The 20,343-nt window shown below is 45.1% G+C and carries 15 protein-coding genes and 1 pseudogene; 12 read left to right on the forward strand and 4 right to left on the reverse strand.

The genetic code is table 11. The features are described 5' to 3' along the window. Positions 1-457: 457 nt before the first annotated feature. Complete coding sequence (locus tag K0H63_RS09510) at positions 458-1,876, reverse strand: cytochrome C biosynthesis protein (RefSeq protein ID WP_220067726.1); 1,419 nt, start codon at positions 1,874-1,876, stop codon at positions 458-460. 225 nt (positions 1,877-2,101) lie between these two features. Here K0H63_RS09510 and K0H63_RS09515 point away from each other — a divergent pair. Further along, positions 2,102-3,054 (forward strand): annotated as a pseudogene (locus K0H63_RS09515) (IS5 family transposase). A gap of 216 nt (positions 3,055-3,270) precedes the next feature. On the opposite strand, the gene K0H63_RS09520 reads toward K0H63_RS09515, so the two are convergent. Further along, entirely contained in the window at positions 3,271-3,918 is a 648-nt protein-coding gene (locus K0H63_RS09520; RefSeq protein WP_220067727.1) for a TetR/AcrR family transcriptional regulator, read from the reverse strand. Positions 3,919-4,297: 379 nt separating this feature from the next. Here K0H63_RS09520 and K0H63_RS09525 point away from each other — a divergent pair, with 379 nt between their 5' ends. From K0H63_RS09525 to K0H63_RS09535, 3 genes are read left to right on the forward strand one after another with little or no spacing between them, the layout of a single operon-like run. Continuing rightward, positions 4,298-5,560 (forward strand): efflux RND transporter periplasmic adaptor subunit, encoded by a 1,263-nt coding sequence (locus K0H63_RS09525; protein WP_220067728.1) that lies wholly within the window; start codon positions 4,298-4,300, stop codon positions 5,558-5,560. Positions 5,561-5,567: 7 nt separating this feature from the next. Next, positions 5,568-8,780: an efflux RND transporter permease subunit gene (locus K0H63_RS09530; RefSeq protein WP_220067871.1), complete on the forward strand. Its 3,213-nt coding sequence runs from the start codon at positions 5,568-5,570 to the stop codon at positions 8,778-8,780. Next, entirely contained in the window at positions 8,773-10,155 is a 1,383-nt protein-coding gene (locus K0H63_RS09535) for an efflux transporter outer membrane subunit (RefSeq protein ID WP_220067729.1), read from the forward strand. The genes K0H63_RS09530 and K0H63_RS09535 overlap by 8 nt, the downstream gene beginning before the upstream one ends. A gap of 207 nt (positions 10,156-10,362) precedes the next feature. On the opposite strand, the gene K0H63_RS09540 is transcribed toward K0H63_RS09535, so the two are convergent. Then, positions 10,363-11,313 carry a LysR family transcriptional regulator gene (locus K0H63_RS09540; protein ID WP_220067730.1) on the reverse strand — a complete coding sequence of 317 codons (951 nt, stop codon included), beginning with the start codon at positions 11,311-11,313 and terminating at the stop codon, positions 10,363-10,365. A gap of 386 nt (positions 11,314-11,699) precedes the next feature. On the opposite strand from K0H63_RS09540, the gene K0H63_RS09545 reads away from it, so the two are divergent. The 5 genes from K0H63_RS09545 (at position 11,700) to K0H63_RS09565 (ending at position 17,045) form a co-directional block, all read left to right on the forward strand. Further along, entirely contained in the window at positions 11,700-12,140 is a 441-nt protein-coding gene (locus tag K0H63_RS09545) for a hypothetical protein (RefSeq protein ID WP_220067731.1), read from the forward strand. Positions 12,141-12,152: 12 nt separating this feature from the next. After that, positions 12,153-13,325 (forward strand): E22 family MetX-like putative esterase, encoded by a 1,173-nt coding sequence (locus K0H63_RS09550; protein ID WP_220067732.1) that lies wholly within the window; start codon positions 12,153-12,155, stop codon positions 13,323-13,325. A 559-nt stretch (positions 13,326-13,884) separates the two neighbouring features. Then, positions 13,885-15,417, forward strand: a complete 1,533-nt coding sequence (locus tag K0H63_RS09555) for a flavocytochrome c (RefSeq protein WP_220067733.1) — start codon at positions 13,885-13,887, stop codon at positions 15,415-15,417. A gap of 16 nt (positions 15,418-15,433) precedes the next feature. Further along, on the forward strand, positions 15,434-15,835 hold the full coding sequence (locus tag K0H63_RS09560) for a cytochrome c3 family protein (protein ID WP_258405692.1): 402 nt from the start codon (positions 15,434-15,436) through the stop codon (positions 15,833-15,835). 55 nt (positions 15,836-15,890) lie between these two features. Next, positions 15,891-17,045, forward strand: coding sequence for a DcaP family trimeric outer membrane transporter (locus K0H63_RS09565; RefSeq protein ID WP_220067734.1), 1,155 nt, complete (start codon positions 15,891-15,893; stop codon positions 17,043-17,045). Positions 17,046-17,216: 171 nt separating this feature from the next. Here K0H63_RS09565 and K0H63_RS09570 read toward each other — a convergent pair whose 3' ends face one another. After that, the gene (locus K0H63_RS09570; protein WP_220067735.1) at positions 17,217-18,125 is read right to left on the reverse strand and encodes a LysR family transcriptional regulator; all 909 of its coding nucleotides are present in this window, start codon (positions 18,123-18,125) and stop codon (positions 17,217-17,219) included. 123 nt (positions 18,126-18,248) lie between these two features. On the opposite strand from K0H63_RS09570, the gene K0H63_RS09575 reads away from it, so the two are divergent. Genes K0H63_RS09575 through K0H63_RS09585 form a run of 3 tightly spaced genes read left to right on the forward strand, consistent with a single transcriptional unit; the run spans position 18,249 to position 20,263 of the window. Further along, a complete protein-coding gene (locus K0H63_RS09575; protein WP_220067736.1) occupies positions 18,249-19,106 on the forward strand; it encodes an SDR family oxidoreductase in 858 nt (285 codons plus the stop codon). 56 nt (positions 19,107-19,162) lie between these two features. Then, on the forward strand, positions 19,163-19,912 hold the full coding sequence (locus tag K0H63_RS09580) for a nitroreductase family protein (protein ID WP_220067737.1): 750 nt from the start codon (positions 19,163-19,165) through the stop codon (positions 19,910-19,912). 51 nt (positions 19,913-19,963) lie between these two features. Continuing rightward, a complete protein-coding gene (locus tag K0H63_RS09585; protein WP_220067738.1) occupies positions 19,964-20,263 on the forward strand; it encodes a DUF1330 domain-containing protein in 300 nt (99 codons plus the stop codon). Positions 20,264-20,343 lie beyond the last annotated feature (80 nt).

Here is a 20,343-nt window from a genome sequence, read left to right on the forward strand (position 1 = left end):
ATGGAATTGCCAACGGCGAATGATGCTTAATAGTGAAATATCGAACACTCCAAATATTTAATAAACTCCCGATTTAAAGACGCAGGATTTATTAAATATCTAGACCAGCTTTCTGTTCAAATTAAGGGGTAAAGTGGATCACTTTGGGGGGCAATTTAACATTTGAAATTTACTTTATCTAACAGTACTAATCACAAGAGGAAAATTTTGTCGTGGAGCTTACTTCTATTTGTATGGTTAATTGGAAGTCTAAATATTCGGAGAATGAGCTAGTGTTGAGGTGGGTTTTATTGCTGAGATTCGGTTGTAGGTTACTGGTTCCAACTGTTAGTGCCATGATTACCACCTTTAACTGGGTGGGAGCATATTTACTTTGACTATGGTTAATCGAAATACTTCGCACAGATTAACCATAGTCCTATCGGCAACGTTTTGGATAGTTTTAGGCTTTTCCTAATTAACTGATGGTATCGCGTCTCTCTATCAACTTGCGTCCCATGCTGATGATGAAGGTTAGGCCGATGGAGGCGAAGATCAAGCCAATGGCCAAACCGGCATTTTGCAGTGCGGTCGGATCTAGGGCCAGCATGCCGCCCAAGCCTATCATCATGATACCCGACATCAGCTTCAATGTCTGTCCCTCTTTCTCGGTGAGCTTGCGCTTACCCAGGGTGGCACTGAAGGCGATCACGATAGCCGCTAGCGGGATCACATAGACTATGTTGTAGAAGGCCAGATAGAGGTAGCGCTCGAATGCCGGCAGCTCATGCATAGACAAGACGCTGGTGTAGATCATCGGGAAGCCTGCGGTACACAGCAGCTCATAGGCGTTGGCCAGTATGGCCAAGACCACAGTGCCGGCAATCATCGCCGCCATGCTACTGGCGCTGGTGAGTTTACCCATGCGCTTGATAAGCCCGGTGCGGTTCTCCGCCGACATGGAGAGGCTGACCTCGCCCTTGGTGAAGAAGTATTCCTTGATGTTGATGGCACCGGCGACCAATGCCATCAGGCCCGCTCCGAGTATGATGAGGCCACCATCGCTCCCCGCGCCCAGCAGCTCGAAGATGTTGAGCCAGGCGATCATAAACAGGAAGTAGATAAAGCCCGAGAAGAAGACGAAGATGCCGCCGACGATCAACATGCGACTGCGGCTCTTGGCATTTACCATGATAGAGAGCAGAAACAGCAGCACGAAGAAGGCGCAGGGGTTAAAGGCATCGACGCCTGCCAGCACCACGGTTAACACTGGCAAGGAGAGCTGCTCGGGCGCCACCACGCCGATCAGCGGCAGATCTATAGGCTGTACCTTAGTGACGGGCGCTGCAGGTGCGCTTTCTTCCAGTCCTAGGTCACAGGTACCGAGTTCGCTACTGGCGCTACAGGTGGCAAACAGCAGCTCGCCCTCAGTGGAAGCCGTCCCTGTCTGGGTAGCCTGATCATCGACTGCGACCACACCGCCCAAGGCGCGGTAACAGGCCTTGAGTTGCTGCAGAATAAATTGTCCTGTCACGGCTTCGTTGCTGTAGCCTATGATCGCATTTTCACAGGCGGCGATATAGGGCACGGAACGGGCGGCAACCTTGGTCTGCTCGGCGATGGCTTGCCATTTTTCCTGCGTACCCGCCTGAGACACCATGTGTGACTCCAGCACTATCCAGGGATACTTTTCCGGCAGACTGTCGATGAAGGGGTGCGCCTCGGCACAGTGCGGGCAGGTTTTAGACCAGAAGAAATAGAGCTTAATCTTCAGCTGACCGTCGGCATCTACATAATGCCAGGTGGCATTCTGAGACACTGTGTGTTCCTCGGCCTGAGCGAAGCTGGGTAGTGCGCTCGAGAGTAACAGAAAACAAAACATCAGGGCTCTAAACATAATCCCTCCCCGGGGCTGACTTGCCAAAAGACGATGACAAAGGAGTGAATCCTCTAGGGACAGTTTACCGCGGGCGCTGGGGGGTACTAAGTTTATGTTTAAGATTTGCAACGCAAATCTTAAAATGAACAGGAATCGTTAAGGAAGCTAGGATTAAGGAGCGGGCGAATAAGACCGAGATGTGCGATCTTCTTGTCGTGACCTGAAACAGGAATGAGTAACCGGATGAGCCACCAGCTGACTTTTTCCGACAGTGAGTTTTCCAGCAAACGCCGCCAGACCCGCAAAGAATTCACCCTTGATAGAATGGATTAGCTTACTTCCCTGGGGCAAACTATTTGGCGTTATCGAGCCTGTGTATCCCAAGGCCGGTAATGGTCGCAGGCCTTATCCACTGGAAACCAAACTGCGCATTCACTGTATGCAACAATGGTATAATCTGGGGCGATGAGGCCATGGAACATGCCCTCTATGAAATCGCCTCCATGCGCCAATTTCCTCGCCTGTCACTGGATAAAGCCATTCCAGACCGCACTATCATCATGAATATCATTCATTTACTGGAGCAGCATGAACTGGCACGCAAAATCTTCAGTACTATTTATTCACTGGCTGGCAGAGTGTGGCGTGCTGATGACTCAGGGCTCCTTGGTGGATGCCACGATAATTCAAGCCCCCAGTTCCACTAAAAACTAAGACAACAGCCGCGACCAAAACATGCACCAAGCCAAGAAAGGTAACCAGTGGTAGCTCGGTATGAAAGCGCACATCGGGGTGGACGCCCAAAGTGGCCCGATCCACAGCTTGGTGACCACTGCGGCTAACAGCACGACCTCAATCAGGTTGGTAAGTTACTGCATGGCGATGAAGAATTTATCTCAGTAGATGCTGGCTATCAGGGGGCCGAAAAGCGCGATGAGCTTTGCCATGTCAGCGCGGACTGGCTTATCGCCGAGCGTCCCGGCAAGGTGAATGCATTAACGAAACACCCGCGCAAGAATAAGCTTAACATCAGGTATGAAAATCTGAAAGCGAGTATCCGAGCCAAGGTTGAGCATCCATTTCGGATAGTTAAATGTCAGTTTGGTTTCGTCAAAGCTAGGTACAAGGGGCTGGCTAAAAACGACAGTCCGTTGGAGATGTTATTTGCCCTGGCAAACCTGGTTCGAGTGGACTAATTGATACGGGCACAGGCGAGATCTACCTAAAATGGGAAAATTGGCCTTAAACAGGGCCAAAATCAGCCGCGTAGAGACGATATTGGGTTGGAAGTTGGAAAATCGAACCACAGGACGTCGATAAAGACGCTTTAGGCGTCATGTAGGGAGATGCTGACTACGATCGTGAAAAGTTCTTTACGAAAACACGCATCTATTTATTAAGGTTCATAGTATTTAGACGCTGTCCGCATTGGCGGAGGCTGATTCATGATCGTTCTTAGGGAAAATTTTTAAAGCTATATTAGCTACTTGCATTAACTCTTCTCGGGTAGAACCGTTATTTGCTTGAATCGCCATTCCTTGTAGGACAGTTCCTATGTATCGAGCTAGCACCTCGACTTCCGTATCTACTGGCAAATCGCTTTCCCTAACAGCCTTGGCAAACCGCTCTCGCAGTTTCAGTTCACCTTCAATGCGTCGATTAATCAATTCTTCCTTAACCGTAGCGGCAGCCTCACTGCAGGATAAAGCGCCCTGTATGATGACACAGCCTTGAGGATGGCTTTTATCGGCCATATTCATTGCTGCGCCGTATAGCATATGTTCTGCGACCTCATAAGCTGTGGGTTTTGCTAAAGCAGGTAAAAAGAACGAACTCGGTCTGTTTTCATAAAGTTCAATTGCTTTTAAAAACAACTTTTCCTTGTTGCCAAACGCGGCATACAGGCTGGGCTTATTTATGCCCATTGCTTCTGTTAGATCAGAGAGTGAAGCGCCGTCGTAGCCTTTTTGCCAAAAAACTTCCAGAGCTTTCTCCAGTGCAGCCTCGCAATCGAAAGTGCGTGGGCGTCCAACAGAAGGGGAGTTATGAGCATCTGACATGACAACAATTCCTACATTCAGATAGTACAGTTAAAAACCAATCACCAGTCCAGAAACAATTGCTTAGCATTAGGCTATAGCGCTGGAATAACCATTCGGCAGTTGCAAGTTTATCACGTTTAGCCTTCAAGGAGTACCCATTAGGTCTCTATTCCCCATGGCCAAAATCACTTTTGATAACGTCGGTTAACACAAGTCAATATTCTAGTAAGTATCAGATATTATTGAATATATCTAGATTTTTTTATACAAATGTACCGCGCGGTACATAAATCTTTTGACACGGATTTCTTGTAATGTAATATATACCGACCGGTACACATTTGGAAGGGGCAATGCTCCTTACTGCGTAAAGAGCTGAAATTTTAAGGCGCTAACGATGTTGAAGAATATACGTAAGTTAATGTTAAAAATGGGTTTTGCAGTTATTTTCCTCACTGCATGCGGTAACCAGGGTGGTGCGCCAGTCGAGCAAGGGCCTATTGAAGTAAGTGTTGCAGAGGTCGTTTATGAAAAAGTAACTGAGTGGGATGAATTTACCGGGCGCTTACAAGCTCCATTATCGGTGAAATTAATGCCAAGGGTATCGGGCTATATTGAGCATCTTAACTTTACTGAGGGATCGTTAGTGCAAAAAGGAGATCTGTTATTTCAGATTGATCCTCGCCCTTTTTCAGCTGAGGTTTCTCGTTTGAAAGCTGAGCTTGAGAGTGCCAATAGTGCCGCAATTTTAGCTGACAATGAGTACTCTCGAGCTGAGAAACTCAGTCAACAACAAGCGATATCGATAGAAGTTCTGGACAATCGACTCGCTAACAAACGCCAAGCCAAGGCCAAGCATGACTCTGTCAAATCAGCGTTGGAACGTGCTGAATTGGAATTAAGTTTTACAAAAGTTAAAGCTCCGATTAGTGGTCGAGTGTCTCTTGCAGAAGTTACTGTTGGGAACTACGTGACCGCTGGTCAAACACTGCTCACCAACTTGGTATCAACAGAAATCATGTATGCATATTTCGATGTTGATGAGCAGACTTTTTTAAAATATAGGCACTTGGCAAAAAGTGGACATAGAGTCGATACCCGGGAAGTTGGCGCTAATCCAGTTTATATGGCGTTGGCGACTGATGACGAGTTTCGCCACGTTGGTTCTATCGATTTCGTTGACAATCGCGTCGACTCTCAAACCGGAACTATCCGTTTACGTGCCAGTTTTGCTAATGCAGACAACCAGTTATTACCTGGGCTGTTTGCTAAGGTAAGGTTGGCAGGCAGTGCTACCTATGACGGTGTGCTGATTGATGAGAAAGCTATTGGCACCGATCTAAATAATAAGTTTGTGCTTTTGGTGAATGAAAGTAATCAGCTTGAGTACCGCGCTATCGAATTGGGCGAAAAACTTGATGGACTGCGCCTCGTACGAAGAGGATTGAATCCTTCAGATCGTATTGTCGTAAACGGTCTTCAGCGTGTGCGTCCCGGCATGCAAATTCAACCCAAATTAGTCGAAATGGCTTCATACGAGCAGTTAGCTGAGCTAAGAAGTGCGCAAGAGTTGCTGGATCAGACAACAAGGTCATTGACAGTTCAGACTGACAAAATCGCTAGCGAAGCTAAAACAGGTACTTCGGAAAATCAGGGGTAAGGTGTAAATCATGTTATCGCAATTTTTTATTAGGCGGCCAATCTTTGCTGCGGTGATATCCTTGCTGTTTTTTATAACCGGGGCTATCGCAGTGTGGCAGTTGCCTGTCACCGAGTATCCTGAAGTGGTGCCGCCAACCGTGGTGGTGACCGCCAATTATCCCGGCGCCAATCCGAAAGTAATTGCTCAAACGGTGGCATCGCCACTGGAGCAGGAGATTAACGGCGTGGAAAACATGCTGTATATGTCATCGCAGGCTACATCCGATGGCCGCATGACTTTAACCGTTACTTTCGCTATTGGCACCGATGTCGATTTAGCTCAAACTCAGGTGCAAAGCCGAGTAGAGCGCGCCAAGCCGCGCCTGCCGCAGGAAGTGCAGCGCTTGGGTGTGGTTACCGAGAAATCCTCACCCGATTTAACGATGGTGGTGCATTTAACCTCGCCAGATGAGCGTTACGATATGCTGTACCTGTCTAACTTCGCCGCGCTGAATGTAAAAGATGAGCTGGCGCGCATTGAAGGCGTGGGTGCGGTGCGTTTGTTTGGTGCCGGTGACTACAGCATGCGTATTTGGCTGGACCCGAACAAGGTCTCAGCACTGGGTTTATCGCCGTCGCAAATCACTGCAGCGATTCGTGAGCAAAACCAGCAGGCTGCTGCCGGTAGTTTGGGGGCGCAGCCAAGTGGCGACGCTGAGTTTCAGTTATTGATTAACGTCAAAGGCCGCTTATCGGCGGTGGAAGAGTTTGAAAACATCATTATTAAAGTAGGTGCCAATGGTGAAATTAGCCGCTTAAAAGATGTGGCCCGTATTGAGCTGGGCGCCTCAACTTATGCACTGCGCTCCTTGTTAAATAACAAAGAAGCGGTGGCCATCCCGATTTTCCAGGCGTCTGGCTCTAACGCTATTCAAATCTCGGATGATGTACGCGCCAAAATGGCCGAGCTGTCAAAAAGCTTCCCGGACGGTTTAACGTACGACATCGTATACGACCCAACAGTTTTTGTGCGCGGGTCGATTGAAGCGGTAGTAAAAACTTTGCTCGAAGCGGTATTACTGGTGGTATTAGTAGTAGTGCTGTTTCTGCAAACCTGGCGCGCTTCTATTATTCCGTTAGTGGCCGTGCCGGTGTCATTAGTGGGTACCTTTGCCTTTATGCAGTTGATGGGCTTTTCGCTTAATGCGTTATCCCTGTTTGGCTTGGTATTGGCGATTGGTATAGTGGTCGATGACGCCATCGTGGTGGTGGAAAACGTTGAGCGTAATATCAGTGAGGGTTTATCGCCGGTAGTGGCAACGCAAAAAGCGATGAAAGAAGTGACCGGCCCTATTGTTGCCACCACGCTGGTACTGGCAGCGGTATTTATTCCTACCGCCTTTATGTCGGGCTTAACCGGGCAGTTCTATAAGCAGTTCGCCTTAACCATTACCATTTCGACCTTTATCTCGGCCATTAACTCGTTAACGCTAAGCCCGGCGCTATCCGCGCTGCTGCTAAAAGGCCATGATGCACCGAAAGATGGCTTAACCCGCGCCATGGATAAACTGTTAGGTGGCTGGTTATTTGCGCCGTTTAACCGTTTCTTCGGCAAATTATCCCAAGGCTACGGCTATCTGGTGCGTAAAGTGATCCGCTTTGGCGCCATCGTCGGTATGCTGTATATCGCCTTGGTTGGCTTAACCGGCCTGCAGTTTGCCAGTACGCCAACCGGTTATGTGCCGGGGCAGGACAAACAGTACCTTGTGGCCTTTGCCCAGTTGCCGGATGCTTCGTCACTGGATCGCACCGATGCAGTAGTAAAACGCATGTCAGCTATTGCACTGGATCACCCTGGCGTGGCCAATGCCATTGCCTTCCCGGGCCTGAGCATTAACGGTTTTACCAATAGCCCGAATAGTGCCGTATTGTTTGTCGGCTTAGACAGCTTTGAGGCACGCGACAGTGCCGCTTTATCGGCCAATGCGATTGCCGGTGCACTAAACCAGAAGTTTGCCAGTATTGAAGATGCCTTTATCGCTATCTTCCCGCCGCCGCCGGTACAGGGGCTGGGTACCATAGGTGGTTTCCGGCTGCAAATTCAGGACCGCGGTAACCACGGCTATGAAGAACTGTATAAAGTAACCATGCAGGTAATGATGAAAGCCTGGCAAACGCCAGAGCTGGCCGGTGTGTTCTCCAGCTATCAGGTGAATGTGCCGCAGCTGGATTTAGATATCGACCGCACTAAAGCTAAGCAGCAGGGCGTGGCGATGGATGAAATCTTCCAGACGCTGCAGGCTTATATGGGCTCGGTGTATGTCAATGACTTTAACCAGTTTGGCCGTACCTATCAGGTCAATATGCAGGCCGACGAGAAGTTTCGCCAAACACCAGAGCAAATTGGCCAGTTAAAGGTACGAAATAACCAGGGCGAGATGATCCCGCTGGCGTCATTTATTAACGTCACTAACAGCGCAGGGCCAGATCGGGTAATGCATTACAACGGCTTTACCACTGCTGAAATTAACGGTGGCCCGGCGGCAGGCAACAGTAGTGGCGAAGCGCAAGCGGCGATTGAGAAAATCCTCGCCGAAACGCTGCCAAACGGCATGACCTACGAGTGGACCGAGTTAACTTACCAGCAAATTCTGGCCGGTAATGCGGGCATGCTGATCTACCCGCTGGTGATCCTGCTGGTATTTATGGTCCTGGCGGCGCAGTACGAGAGCTTACGCTTACCGCTGGCGATTATCTTAATTATTCCGATGACGCTGTTATCGGCACTAAGCGGCGTGCTGATCTACGGTGGCGATAACAACATCTTCACCCAGATCGGCTTGATCGTACTGGTTGGCCTCGCCACCAAGAACGCCATCTTAATCGTCGAGTTTGCCAAAGAGCTGCAAGATCAGGGCATGAGCGCACTGGAGGCGATCTTAGAAGCCGGTCGCTTACGCTTGCGGCCAATTTTGATGACTTCTATCGCCTTTATTATGGGTGTGGTGCCAATGGTGTTCTCAACCGGTGCCGGCGCCGAAATGCGCCAGGCCATGGGGGTAGCGGTATTCGCCGGTATGATAGGCGTCACCATTTTTGGTCTGATTTTAACGCCGCTGTTTTATTACATGCTGGCTAAACGTGGCAAAACGATTGCAGCACAGCAGCACATTGCCGCTACTGCCAGCGACAGCGCAGCCTTAAACAGTTCAACGAGCGCGGAGGCAAGCCATGCGTAATATCGTAAAACTACCGGCTATCGCACTGCTGGTAGCCGCGGTTACCGGCTGTGCTGTCGGCCCGGATTATCAGGCGCCGCAAAGCGTGACTAATATCAATGTCAGCGCGCCATATCAGCAGGCTGAACAGGTACAAAACTGGTGGCAGGCGTTTGACGACGCCACGCTTAACCAACTAATTACTGAGGCGCTGGCGCAAAACCGCACCCTGGCACAGGCCCGTTACAATGCCGAGCGTGCCTATGCGGTGTTTAGCGATGCCAGTAACGACTGGCTACCCAAGGGCACGCTGGATGCGGGTTACCAGGCCAGCAAAAACCCCAGTGTGTCCAATCTGGACGATGCTGTGGTTAGCCGCGGCTATAACAGCGGTGCTAACCTGAGCTGGGATTTAGACCTGTTCGGTAAAATTCGCCGCGCCACCGAAGCTGCCGAGGCCAATGCCCAGCAAGCCGAATTGCTGTGGCAGGACGCGCGCTTGCAGCTCATCAGCCAGGTCGCCAGTACTTATGGTGACTATCGCGGCGCGCAAATGCGTTTAGTGGTCGCCGAGCAAAACCTGCATAACCTGCAGCAAAGCCGCGATATTGTTGAAGCCCGTTTAGAGGCCGGTATGGCCTCCGAGCTGGAGCTGTCGCAAATCGATGTGCAGCTGCATCAGGTAAAAGCCGCGGTGCCGGTATATCGCACTGCGTTATTAACTGCAGGCGCCACCTTATCTGCGTTATTAGCGCAGCAGCCGGGCGAGTTAAAGCTTGGCGCCTTGCCGCATTTGCCCGAGCTAAAACAGCCGGTAGCACTGGTTGAGGGTGAAAACTACCTGCGCTATCGCGCCGATGTTGCCGTGGCCGAGCGCACCTTAGCCGCCAGCACCGCGCAAATTGGTGTCGCTACAGCTGATCTGTACCCGAACCTGTCTGTACGTGGCGTTTTAGGTTTTATCTCCGGCCCGGGTTTAACGCTAAATGGCGATACGCAAAGCTGGTCTGTCGCACCAACGCTAAGTTGGCAAGCCGCTGATTTAGGCTCCGTAAAAGCCCGCATCCGTCAGGCCGAAGCAGGCAACCACATTGCGCTGGCGCAGTTTGAGCAGCAGGTGCTTAACGCATTAAACGACATGCAGTTAGCGCTTAACAGCTATAACCTCAGCCGCGAGCAGCAGCTTAGCACTGAAGCACAGTGGCAGGCGGCAAACAAAGTCCTGCAAATCGCCCGTGATCGCTATAACGCTGGCAGCGGTGATTTCTTGTCCTTGCTCGACGCCGAGCGCGAACTACTGCGCGCACGCGATCAGCTGGCGCTGGTGCAACAGCAAAGCTTTATCCGTTTAGTCGGCATCTACCGCAGTTTTGGTGGCGGGATACAGTTGATTTAAAACATCAAGCGAAAAATTAGTGTTGGAATTTAACTGATAAGATATAAAAAATTAATAACCACCACTTTTGCGGTGGTTATTAAATTTTTAATGTTACATGAAGATGATAGACGGAACTTCAATAATTTAATGTTCATTAACACGAAGAACTCTATATAAAAGATTAATGAAAAACCCTATAAAAGATCACATTGCGCATAGTAAAAATTATAAATCATTTTTTAGTTCAAAAGTTATTTGATCTAGCCTTTCCTCTACAATCTTGACTATTCTTTCGCCCAACTCCATGTTAGCTGAGTTGCTTGCTAAAAGATGGAAGCTGGGAAGCTGTTGTCTGAGAACCCCAATCCAGATCTCATCAACGTTAACGCTGTTCAATCCCTGACGTTCTTTAGCTCCTTTAAGGGAGAATAGGTTATTTACGAAGGCCAAGTCTAAACTTTTTTCCAAATGGTCCAGAATTAGATTGAGGCTACTGGGTTTAAAGTAAACATTTGCTTTGTGTCCAACAGATTCAAATATTTTCTCTATTTGGCAGGGTCTGATACTGTTAAAGTTATAGTTAAACGCGGTAATAGGGTACTTTAACAACCTATCTAAGGTAATGGCCCCCTTAAAGAATGGATGGTCCCGGCGTCCAACCACATGTATGGACTGTTTCCCATTGACGCTTAGCGAGCGCAGTCCTTCAACCTGATCGCTAAGCGACAAACAAAAATGCAAATCACCTTTGTGTATCTGGTCCTCAAAGTCATCAGACCAGTTTTCAATGTTGAGCGCTATACGCTGTCCATCAGATAGACGAGCGCTGAGAAGATCATCTATAATCCAACGGCAAACATGTTCCTGTATGGCCAGGTGGACCTTGGTTAGTTCTTCAGAAGGACTACCGACACTGCCATCAAGTTCCCGAAACTGTTCGATAATCCGTTTGGCATGAGGATAAAGTTTTCGAGTTAGCTCGTTTGCTTCCATCCCCATCTGTCGACGCACAAAAAGCTCATCATTAAAAACATCTCTTAGCGTCGCAAGAGCTCGGCTAATTTTAGATTGAGTTGTACCCAAACGCTTCGCAGCCAAACGTCCGCTCTTTTGTTCACATATCTCAACAAGCACAATGAGTGTAAACAGATCAACACGATACAGATTTCTAAACACTGTGGCTTTAACTCCAAAGTAAGACATAAGGTACATACGTTTTATAGTATAAACGTAATTCTGATTTACCTCAAAGAGAGTGAACCGAAGTCGTGAAGCGAATGGGAAATTTCAATTATCGAATCACCAGTGAGTCGCTTTTCAATTATTCCATACTTCCAAATAATCTTCCTTCCTTTCTTATAAAATATATTGGCTGCCACAAAGCAAGTTTAAAATATAGGGTTGAGCTGGCTTGGATTATGTCGATACTAAACATTGCGGATATCGGAAAATAAAATATCGAATTTCGACAGTAATTCTACAATGAATCTCTTGACAACTTGTCTTTAAGAATAATAATGTCATACGAACTATTCGTGTATGTCAATTCAGATACAATTTACATGTTAAAAAAATTAACGCAGTTTAAAAGTAATCGCAATGCTCGTGATAAATTAATTCATTCTACTTCTGTATTCGTGTTTTTATCTTCTGCTAGCGCCCCGACACCATTTTATGCTATTTATCAACAGAATATGCAATTCTCTGATTTGATTCTCTCCCTAGGGTGTACACGAATTGTTTTTCCATTAGCAAAGCCTAAAGAGAGAGCAAGCACTATTGCCTTATTTTATATAATAAGTTACTCATCTAACTCTATTCCTGTAATTTTTACTGGATATCTAGCGACACAAATCAACCTCAGTTTTGCATCTATTTGTTTCGCGATTTTAGTCTTTGTTTGGCTAATTATTCTATCTTTACACAAAAAGATAATGCTTTATAGATTGAAAATTTCTAATATTTTATCTGCGGCCATATTCAATTTTTTAAAAAAGCTTTAATTAGAGGGTTTTATGTTTAAAAATTTAATATTTTTTATTGTCATGCTCCTTACATTCGATGCCTGGTGCTATGAAGATATTGTTAAAAAACAGTCTTTTTTTATTCCATCTTTTAAAACTTTCAATGGAAATGAAATCAAAAATGTGAGGGTTGGTTGGGAGTCATATGGTACTTTGAATTCTGATAAAAGTAATGTGATTCTAATATGCCATTATTTTGGTGGTAACAGTCACGCAGCAGGTCGCTATTCCATTAATGACGCCAAAGTAGGTTATTGGGATAGCATTATTGGCCCCGGTAAGCCTATAGACACGGATAAATATTTTGTCATTTCAGTGGATAGCTTAGTCAATTTAGAAGTGGGTAACCCAAATGTGATCACTACTGGGCCAGCATCAATTGATCCTGCTACAGGAAAGCCTTACGGCATGGATTTTCCTGTCGTTACAATTCGTGATTTTGTGGAAGTGCAAAAGCAGGTGCTCGACAGTATTGGAATCGATAAACTCCATGCGGTAATAGGACCTTCCATGGGAGCCCTCCAGGCTTATGAGTGGGGCTCTGTTTACCCTGATAAAGTCTCCCGCATCATCCCTGTCATCGGGTCCGGTTGGGCAAGTGCCAACTTGATTGGTTGGCTGAACATTTGGTCTGCACCGATTAAACTTGATAAGAACTGGAACAAGGGTAACTACTATAAAGGACTAGCTCCGGTCGATGGTCTTACAGAGTCCTTGAAGGTGATTGCGCTGCATGGTCAGCACTGGGAGTGGGCAAATAAAAATTATGGTCGAAATTGGGCTGATGCCACTCACAATCCGATGGACGCATATGCCAATCAGTTTCAAATCGAACAGACTCTCTACGATATAGCAAAAAGCAGAGCAATACTCTCCGACGCAAACCATTTCTTATACCTCGCTAAGGCATGTCAGTTATTTTTTACGGGCCACAGCTCATCTTCGTCTGAAGGATTATCTCGAATATCTGCACCGGTAATGATTATCTATACAGAGAAAGATCAAATATTTATTTCGGACCAGGTTAAAAAAACCTCAGAAATGATAGCTAAAGACGGTACACCGGTCTATATTGTCGAACTTCATGGCTCTCATGGACACTTTGACGGTGTGATAAGCATTGATCAAGCAGGCGAAGCTATCTCACAGTTTTTGAACATGTAAAATCATAAAAAATATCCGTGGATCTTAGCCCCTTTTTTAGGGGCTTTATTTTTTTGAAGAGTAGATATAAATGTATATATTATAATAGAAGTAAAATTTACAATCTAAGAAATGATTTAACTTTAATAAGTGAATAAAATTGTGAAACAAAACTATTTTTAATGTTCAGAATATACCAATATCTTTGGTGTTGTTTTTTAAATTATTGTATTTGATTAAACAATTGCTTTTAGTATGGCCAATTGATTATTAAAGTAGATTTTTCAATATGATGAGTTGGTGTGCTACTTTTTTGAAAATAACTTCTTCAATTTGGGTTTGCATAAGTTTTATATATATCCCAAACAAATTTTTATAGTGCATGTGAGTCGAATTTCGACATTGCTAATCGTGAAAAGTGTAATTTCAAATATCTTTAATACATTTAAAACTTTATGGATCACACTCACATTTTGCCTTAAGCCCTGTAGCTAACATTTACTGTATCGGACGGTAGATATAGAACAATCTCCTCTGATTATCTGCACACTCTAATGTCAAATATAGGTGAGAGGAAGCGATGAAAAAGAGTGATAACTTAAGTTTAGGGCGCCGCCAATTTTTAACTGGTTTAGGTGCAACGGGTGTTGTTTTGGCAACTCCCGGTATTTCAGTAGCTTGTGAATCCAATAAAGTAAATTGGGACAAAGAAGCCGAAGTTGTTGTCGTAGGAACAGGATTCGCTGGCCTCGCAGCTGCTACTGAAGCGACTAACAATGGTGCTAAATCTGTCATCATGATCGAAAAGATGGGGGAGTTAGGAGGCAACTCTGCGATCAACGGTGGCCTTTTTTCTGTGCCAGGCTCCCCTCTACAAAAAAAATCTAATGTGAGCGATTCCCCTGAGTTGATGGTGGAAGATCAGAAGAAATCTGGCCGCGGAATTGCCAATCCGGAAATTCTGCTCCACATTGCCACCCATGCTATCGACGCATACGACATGTGTATCAAGGCAGGAGTTCAGTTTAATGAGCAGTTGGTGCATATGGGGGGACATTCTGCGCCCCGCAGTCACTCCACTGCAAACCGTACCGGCTCAGGGATCACTCTACCGTTAACTGAACAACTGCTAAAGCGCGGTGTTACCATCCAGAATCGTACAAAATTTTTGGATTTCGTTACCTCAGAAGATGGCTCTGTTCAAGGCATCAAGGTACGCGAAGGGTATTACTTCGGTGATGAAAACAGTGGTGACATAAAGTATATACGCGCAACTCGAGGCGTCATTATGGCCTCTGGCGGTTTTTCACAGAATATTCGGCTGCGTATGTCACAGGATCCAACTTTAACAGAAGAACTCCGCTCTACCAATGCACCTGGACAAACTGGTGAAGGCTTGCTTGCTATGCTGAAACTAGGGGCGACGCCAGTGCATATGTCCCACATTCAGATTGGCCCTTGGGCATCTCCTGATGAAAAGGGTATGGGATATATGCCTTTGTATGCGGTATTCAATTTCCCTCATTCTATATTGGTGGATCGCCGGACCGGGAAGCGGTTTGTTAACGAGCTTGCAGATCGTAAAATCCGTGCCGATGCCGAACTTAGCTGCCGTGATGATAAAGGTAACCCGTATCCACCAATACTTATCACAAGCAAAAAATCCGCGGAAGGAAGCCACCACACCTTGGACAACGTGCTTCGTCACAACGTGGGTTGGGAATTGGAAAATTTGGATGCCATTGCCAAGCGATTTGATGTCCCTTTAGAAGCGTTGCAACAGCAGGTAGAAGATTGGAACGCTTATGTGGATAAAGGTAACGATGAGCAATTTGGTAAGCCTATGAATATGGTAAAAGGGCAGAAGTTGGAAGCTCCTTTCATCGTGGTTCGCCTGTGGCCGAAAGTGCACTATTGCCAAGGGGGCGCCCAGGTCAACAAATATGGCGAAGTGCTCAGTGCTGATACTGGAATGCCTATTAGCGGGTTGTATGCTGCTGGTGAGGTGACCGGGGGTATTCATGGTGTAAGCCGTCTTGGGAGTACCTCTATTACCGAGACTCTAGTTATGGGTATGACGGCTGGCCGTACTGTAATGAAAAATACCGCTTAATAATCCAGGAATAATGATGATGAAGAAAATTTATCTATTAATTGCAATCGCAGGACTGATGTTTGCGTCAGTATCGCATTTTTCCTTTGCTACTGACACTACAACAGTAATTGATCAGGGGAAGGTTACAGGACGTATTTACCACTCTTCCATATATAAGGGAAGCAAGGAATGCAAAAGCTGCCATGGCGTAAATGAACCGTCTCAGCGTCCTGCAGATAACGCTTGCCAAAAATGTCACAATATTGACAAATTGGCAGCGAAAACTATTAATTCGGGTCATAACGAATATGAAAATCCACATAACAACATGCACTATGGCAAGCGAGTTCCTTGCCAAGACTGTCATGGTGAACATCAAACAAAAGAAGTAATGTGTAACAACTGCCATGAGTTTAACTTTAAAAATCACAAATAACTAGAATTTAGGCGGGAACATTCCCGCCTATTAGAAATCAATAATTGGATGATTTATGAAAACAACTTCGAAGAGTACTATAGCCCTTGCGTTGTTAGTATGCAACACATTAGGCGTTTCTGCTGCCACTTTAAATGATCTCAAAGATACTGAAGTTACAATTGGAGGTTATTTAAAGGCTGATTTAATGTTCAGTAACTTTAGTGAGGGGGCTCCAGCAAACAATAGCCCTGGTCGACATTTTGTTGCTCCTGGGGCATTTTATGGCTCAGATCGTAGCAATACCGTAGTGGATTTCCATGCTCGACAGTCAAGGTTTAATATTGGCGCTTCTAATACCGTTGTTGGCCACAAGGTAAGTGGTTTCTATGAGCTTGATTTTTTGCTCCATGACGATGGTAATGAAATTGTGTCAAACAGCTACTCGCCGCGTATGCGTCACCTCTATGTGACTTTCGACGATTGGCTATTTGGTCAAACATGGACCACGATTCTCAACTTAAAATCATTACCAGAGCATCTAGATTTCTTAGGGGTGCCAGACGGTACCATTTTTACCCGTCAGACAATGGTTAGATATAGCACAGATAATTGGACCTTTGCTCTCGAAAATCCTGTTAGTACATTTACCAATTACAATACTGGCGCTAGGATTACTCCAGATTCCAATTCTATACCCGACGTACATATTCGCTACGACTTTAAACCCTCGTTTGGCTCACTATCTCTAGGCGCGGTGCTAAGTCAATTGGATTATGATCAAGCGAATATTGATGAAAGTGAATTTGCGTGGGCTGTATCAGCAGCGGGCTATATCAACATTCCCAGCAACAGTGATGAGTTTCGATTTCAATTAAACGTGGGCGAAGGAATGGGGCGCTACTTCGGACTGAACTTTGCAAACGGGGCTGTAGTGAATGACGGCAAGCTTGAGACCATTTCTAACTTATCTGGGTTTGTATCTTATCGTCACTGGTGGAACAAAGAGTGGCGTTCTAATATAACCATTTCAGGCGTTAAGGCTGATTATGATCTGAGACCGATAACACCAGTGAATGAAAGTTCCATCACCTATAACATTAACTTGCTATACTCTCCATTTAAGCCAGTTACCTTGGGCGTGGAGTTTATTCACTCCGAAAACAAACGTACTGATGACTATAAGGTTGAACTGGATCGAGTTCAAATGTCAGTTAAATATAACTTTTAAAACGTTAGTTGCAACAGTGACAATTTGAACTTCTTGCATGACTAGGCTTGGTCCCAATAATAGAATTGGGGCCAATCTTATATTTTAACAATGATTATAGTTATTATAATGAGTTTGAATTTTAAAGTATACAATAGATTTAATTTCATGACTGCTCATTGAAAGTTAAAATCAGTTCCACTCCAGGTGGTTTTTAAAATATCCTTTATTTTCTTTAATGAACTCGATAAAGAGTTTTGACTTTTGTGGGAGGTAATTTCTATTGGTATAAACTAGGTATGCAGTTAGCGTCTGCTTCTGCCAAGTTGGTAATAATGCTACTAGTTCTTTAGATTCTAATAGGGATTTCGTTAGAGACACAGGTAAGTAGGCAACCCCAAGCCCATTTCGGGCATATGCTAAACTCACTGTAAGATCATCAGATAATAGATCTGGTTCCATCTGGTGGAGATGACTCTCTCCGTCTTTATTGAAATACCACGGTAAAATGTATCCTTCTACATGATTTCTAATAGTTGAAACTGTATTCAATTGTGTCGGATGTGTTAACTCTGAATTATTAGTAACCCAATCCGAACTCGCTACTAGCTCGTAATGTACTTTAGACAATGGCACCGCTAATAGTGAGGAGTCTGCCAGTTCTCCGATACGAAAGGCGAAATCTGTCCGGCTTTTTGTCAAGTCCTGTATCCGATTAGACGCATCTAGTTCAATTTTAATTCCGGGATACTTTTGTCTAAATTTTACCAGTAAAGGGGCGAGGATATTCTGACAAAAGGCGCGAGGTGCAGAAAGGTGAAGTTGACCAAGCGGCTCAGTCGAAAAGGCTTCTGCCTCTGACTGTAGTTCCTTCAATGTGTCTTGTATAAGCAAGGCTTTGGGGAGGACTCGTTCGCCTAACTCGGTTAAGGATAATGACCTGGTTGTTCGGTTGAGCAGTTTCCCCCCTAACTCTGCCTCCAGCAACTGAATCTTCCGACTTACGGTTGTGGTAGGTAAGTTTAACAGCCTCGCGGCTTCAGAAAAGCTACCCAATTCAACTACTTTTGCAAATATCGGCAGCCCATCGAATTCTCTCATACATTCACCATTATCCCATAAATGGGATAGTAAAACCCACATTAGCGGTCTAATCATCAGTAATGGGATGAATTATAGTTTTCGTACACCAAACACTCAACCCTTAACATCGAAGGTGAACAAATGACTATTCTCGTTCTAGGTGCAACCGGTAACACAGGCTCTGAAGTTGTTCGTCAGCTTAAAGAAAAGGGCGCTGACTTCAGCGTGCTGGTAAGAAACTATGAAAATGCAGCGTCGTTGCAGTTACATAATGAACAGATTCGAGTTGGAGATTTTAACAATGTTGCGTCATTGACTGTTGCGATGGAAGGAGTATCAAGAGTTTACCTTGCAATGGTTGCCCACCCTGATAATAAACAATGGGTTGGCAATGTCATTGAGGCTATGAAAGTAAGTGGCGCACAACATCTGGTTAAACTTTCTGGGATGGGAGCATCGAAAGAAGCTGGTTCAGAAATCATTCGGATGCATGCAGAAACGGATGAAATGGTGAAGGAGTCGGGATTAAATTACACCCTAGTACAGCCAAATTCATTTTATCAAAACTTGTTTGGTAGCTTAGAAACTATCAAGAGTATGGGACGATTCTTCCTTCCGCTTCGTGATGCAAAGCAAAGTATTGTGGATATTCGTGATGTGGCGGCAGTTGCGGTAGAAGCTTTAATCGCTAAAGGACATGAGGGAAAAACTTACCTACTCTCTGGCCCGCAAGCGCTTACTTTTGCTGAACAAGCTGAGATTTTATCGAAAGTTGCTAACAAAGACATTCAATATATTGCTGTTCCTAAAGATGCGGCAGAAGAAGCAATGAAAGCTGCTGGAATGAACGAGTGGCTAGCTATCCACCTCGCAGAAATCCTTGATTGGTTCGCGCAAGGAAACTATGACTATGTAACTACAGATGTAGAGAATGTTCTAGGTCGACCTGCAATTACATTCACAGAATTTGCTGAAGAATTTTCATTATATATTAAGTAAATTTAATCGCTATAACTCAATGATTCTTTGAATCTTGATAGCTTCGGAGGTTTAAAATGAATACGGTAATACAGCAATTGCTGAATAGAACTTCAGTTCGTTCATTTTCTGGTGAAAAGGTAAAAGATTCAGATCTGGAGCTTATTCTGAAAGCGGCCCAACAAGCACCGAGTTCAATTAATGCACAGCAAATTAGCCTTATCGTCACACGTGAAAAGTCTACTATTGAGCAAATTGCTAAAATAGCAGGAGGGCAACCTCAAGTTGCCTCAGCCGAAGTGTTTATTACTATAGTAGTCGATTTCAATCGCACGGACATAGCGTCTCGCCTTGCAAATAAAAAGCAGATTATTGAACAATCCGCAGAGGGAATTATAGTAGGAGCCGGTGATGCTGGCATAACACTAAATGCATTGCAAACAGCGGCTAACAGTCTTGGGTATGGTACAACAGCTATTGGAGGAATACGGAACAATCCCCAGGCCATGATCGATTTACTTAAACTACCTAAAAAAACGTTTCCAATATTTGGTATTACTCTTGGTGTTCCAAACGAAAGTCTGTTACCGAAGATAAAGCCCCGCGTACCTTTGGAAAGCTATGCGATGAACGAAGTATATAACCATCAACGGGTAGAAGAAGGTGTTAAAGCATACGACGAAACATTGCGAAGATGGTGGGATTCTCAAAAATTAAATTCGATGAAAACTTACAGTGAAGAAGTCGGCATGTTCTATAGCAACATCTATTTTTCATCTGTTGCAGTGGCGTTTTCACAACAAGGTTTTAAATTCAGTGATAAATAGGAAACATAGTATTTTATTATTTAATTACAAGATTTGGCACAAGGTGGCCGCATGAGCAATGTAATATATACTTATATAGATTTTATAATTAAAGATGAGTATTCATTTTCTGAATATTCAAAATTGGTGCCGTTAACCGTCAAGCAATACGGTGGTGAAACTTTGGCAGTGCAAAAGCAAACAGATTTCCCAATCGGAGGGAGGGATGTACAGGTCCAGATTATTCAAAGGTGGCCTAGCAGAGACTCTTTTGATGCTTGGCACTCTTCTCCAGAGTATGCACCGCTAAAGGAGATAAGAGATAATCGAGCAATTTGCAATCTTAACATTTCTATATTGCAAGGAATATAATTAAATTGCACTAAAAATTAAATGCCACATCAGTTAAGATCGGAGTTTTCCTAATGATTTGCTTTGCTGATGTAGGTATT

This window comes from Shewanella zhangzhouensis, assembly GCF_019457615.1.
Lineage (GTDB): Bacteria > Pseudomonadota > Gammaproteobacteria > Enterobacterales > Shewanellaceae > Shewanella > Shewanella zhangzhouensis.

Bases quoted from the DNA above. Each gene is read 5' to 3' on its own strand.
- K0H63_RS09510 (WP_220067726.1), bottom strand. From the start codon at position 1,876: ATGTTTAGAGCCCTGATGTTTTGTTTTCTGTTACTCTCGAGCGCACTA.
- K0H63_RS09520 (WP_220067727.1), bottom strand. From the start codon at position 3,918: ATGTCAGATGCTCATAACTCCCCTTCTGTTGGACGCCCACGCACTTTC.
- K0H63_RS09525 (WP_220067728.1), top strand. From the start codon at position 4,298: ATGTTGAAGAATATACGTAAGTTAATGTTAAAAATGGGTTTTGCAGTT.
- K0H63_RS09535 (WP_220067729.1), top strand. From the start codon at position 8,773: ATGCGTAATATCGTAAAACTACCGGCTATCGCACTGCTGGTAGCCGCG.
- K0H63_RS09545 (WP_220067731.1), top strand. From the start codon at position 11,700: ATGTTAAAAAAATTAACGCAGTTTAAAAGTAATCGCAATGCTCGTGAT.
- K0H63_RS09550 (WP_220067732.1), top strand. From the start codon at position 12,153: ATGTTTAAAAATTTAATATTTTTTATTGTCATGCTCCTTACATTCGAT.
- K0H63_RS09555 (WP_220067733.1), top strand. From the start codon at position 13,885: ATGAAAAAGAGTGATAACTTAAGTTTAGGGCGCCGCCAATTTTTAACT.
- K0H63_RS09560 (WP_258405692.1), top strand. From the start codon at position 15,434: ATGATGAAGAAAATTTATCTATTAATTGCAATCGCAGGACTGATGTTT.
- K0H63_RS09565 (WP_220067734.1), top strand. From the start codon at position 15,891: ATGAAAACAACTTCGAAGAGTACTATAGCCCTTGCGTTGTTAGTATGC.
- K0H63_RS09570 (WP_220067735.1), bottom strand. From the start codon at position 18,125: ATGAGAGAATTCGATGGGCTGCCGATATTTGCAAAAGTAGTTGAATTG.
- K0H63_RS09575 (WP_220067736.1), top strand. From the start codon at position 18,249: ATGACTATTCTCGTTCTAGGTGCAACCGGTAACACAGGCTCTGAAGTT.
- K0H63_RS09580 (WP_220067737.1), top strand. From the start codon at position 19,163: ATGAATACGGTAATACAGCAATTGCTGAATAGAACTTCAGTTCGTTCA.
- K0H63_RS09585 (WP_220067738.1), top strand. From the start codon at position 19,964: ATGAGCAATGTAATATATACTTATATAGATTTTATAATTAAAGATGAG.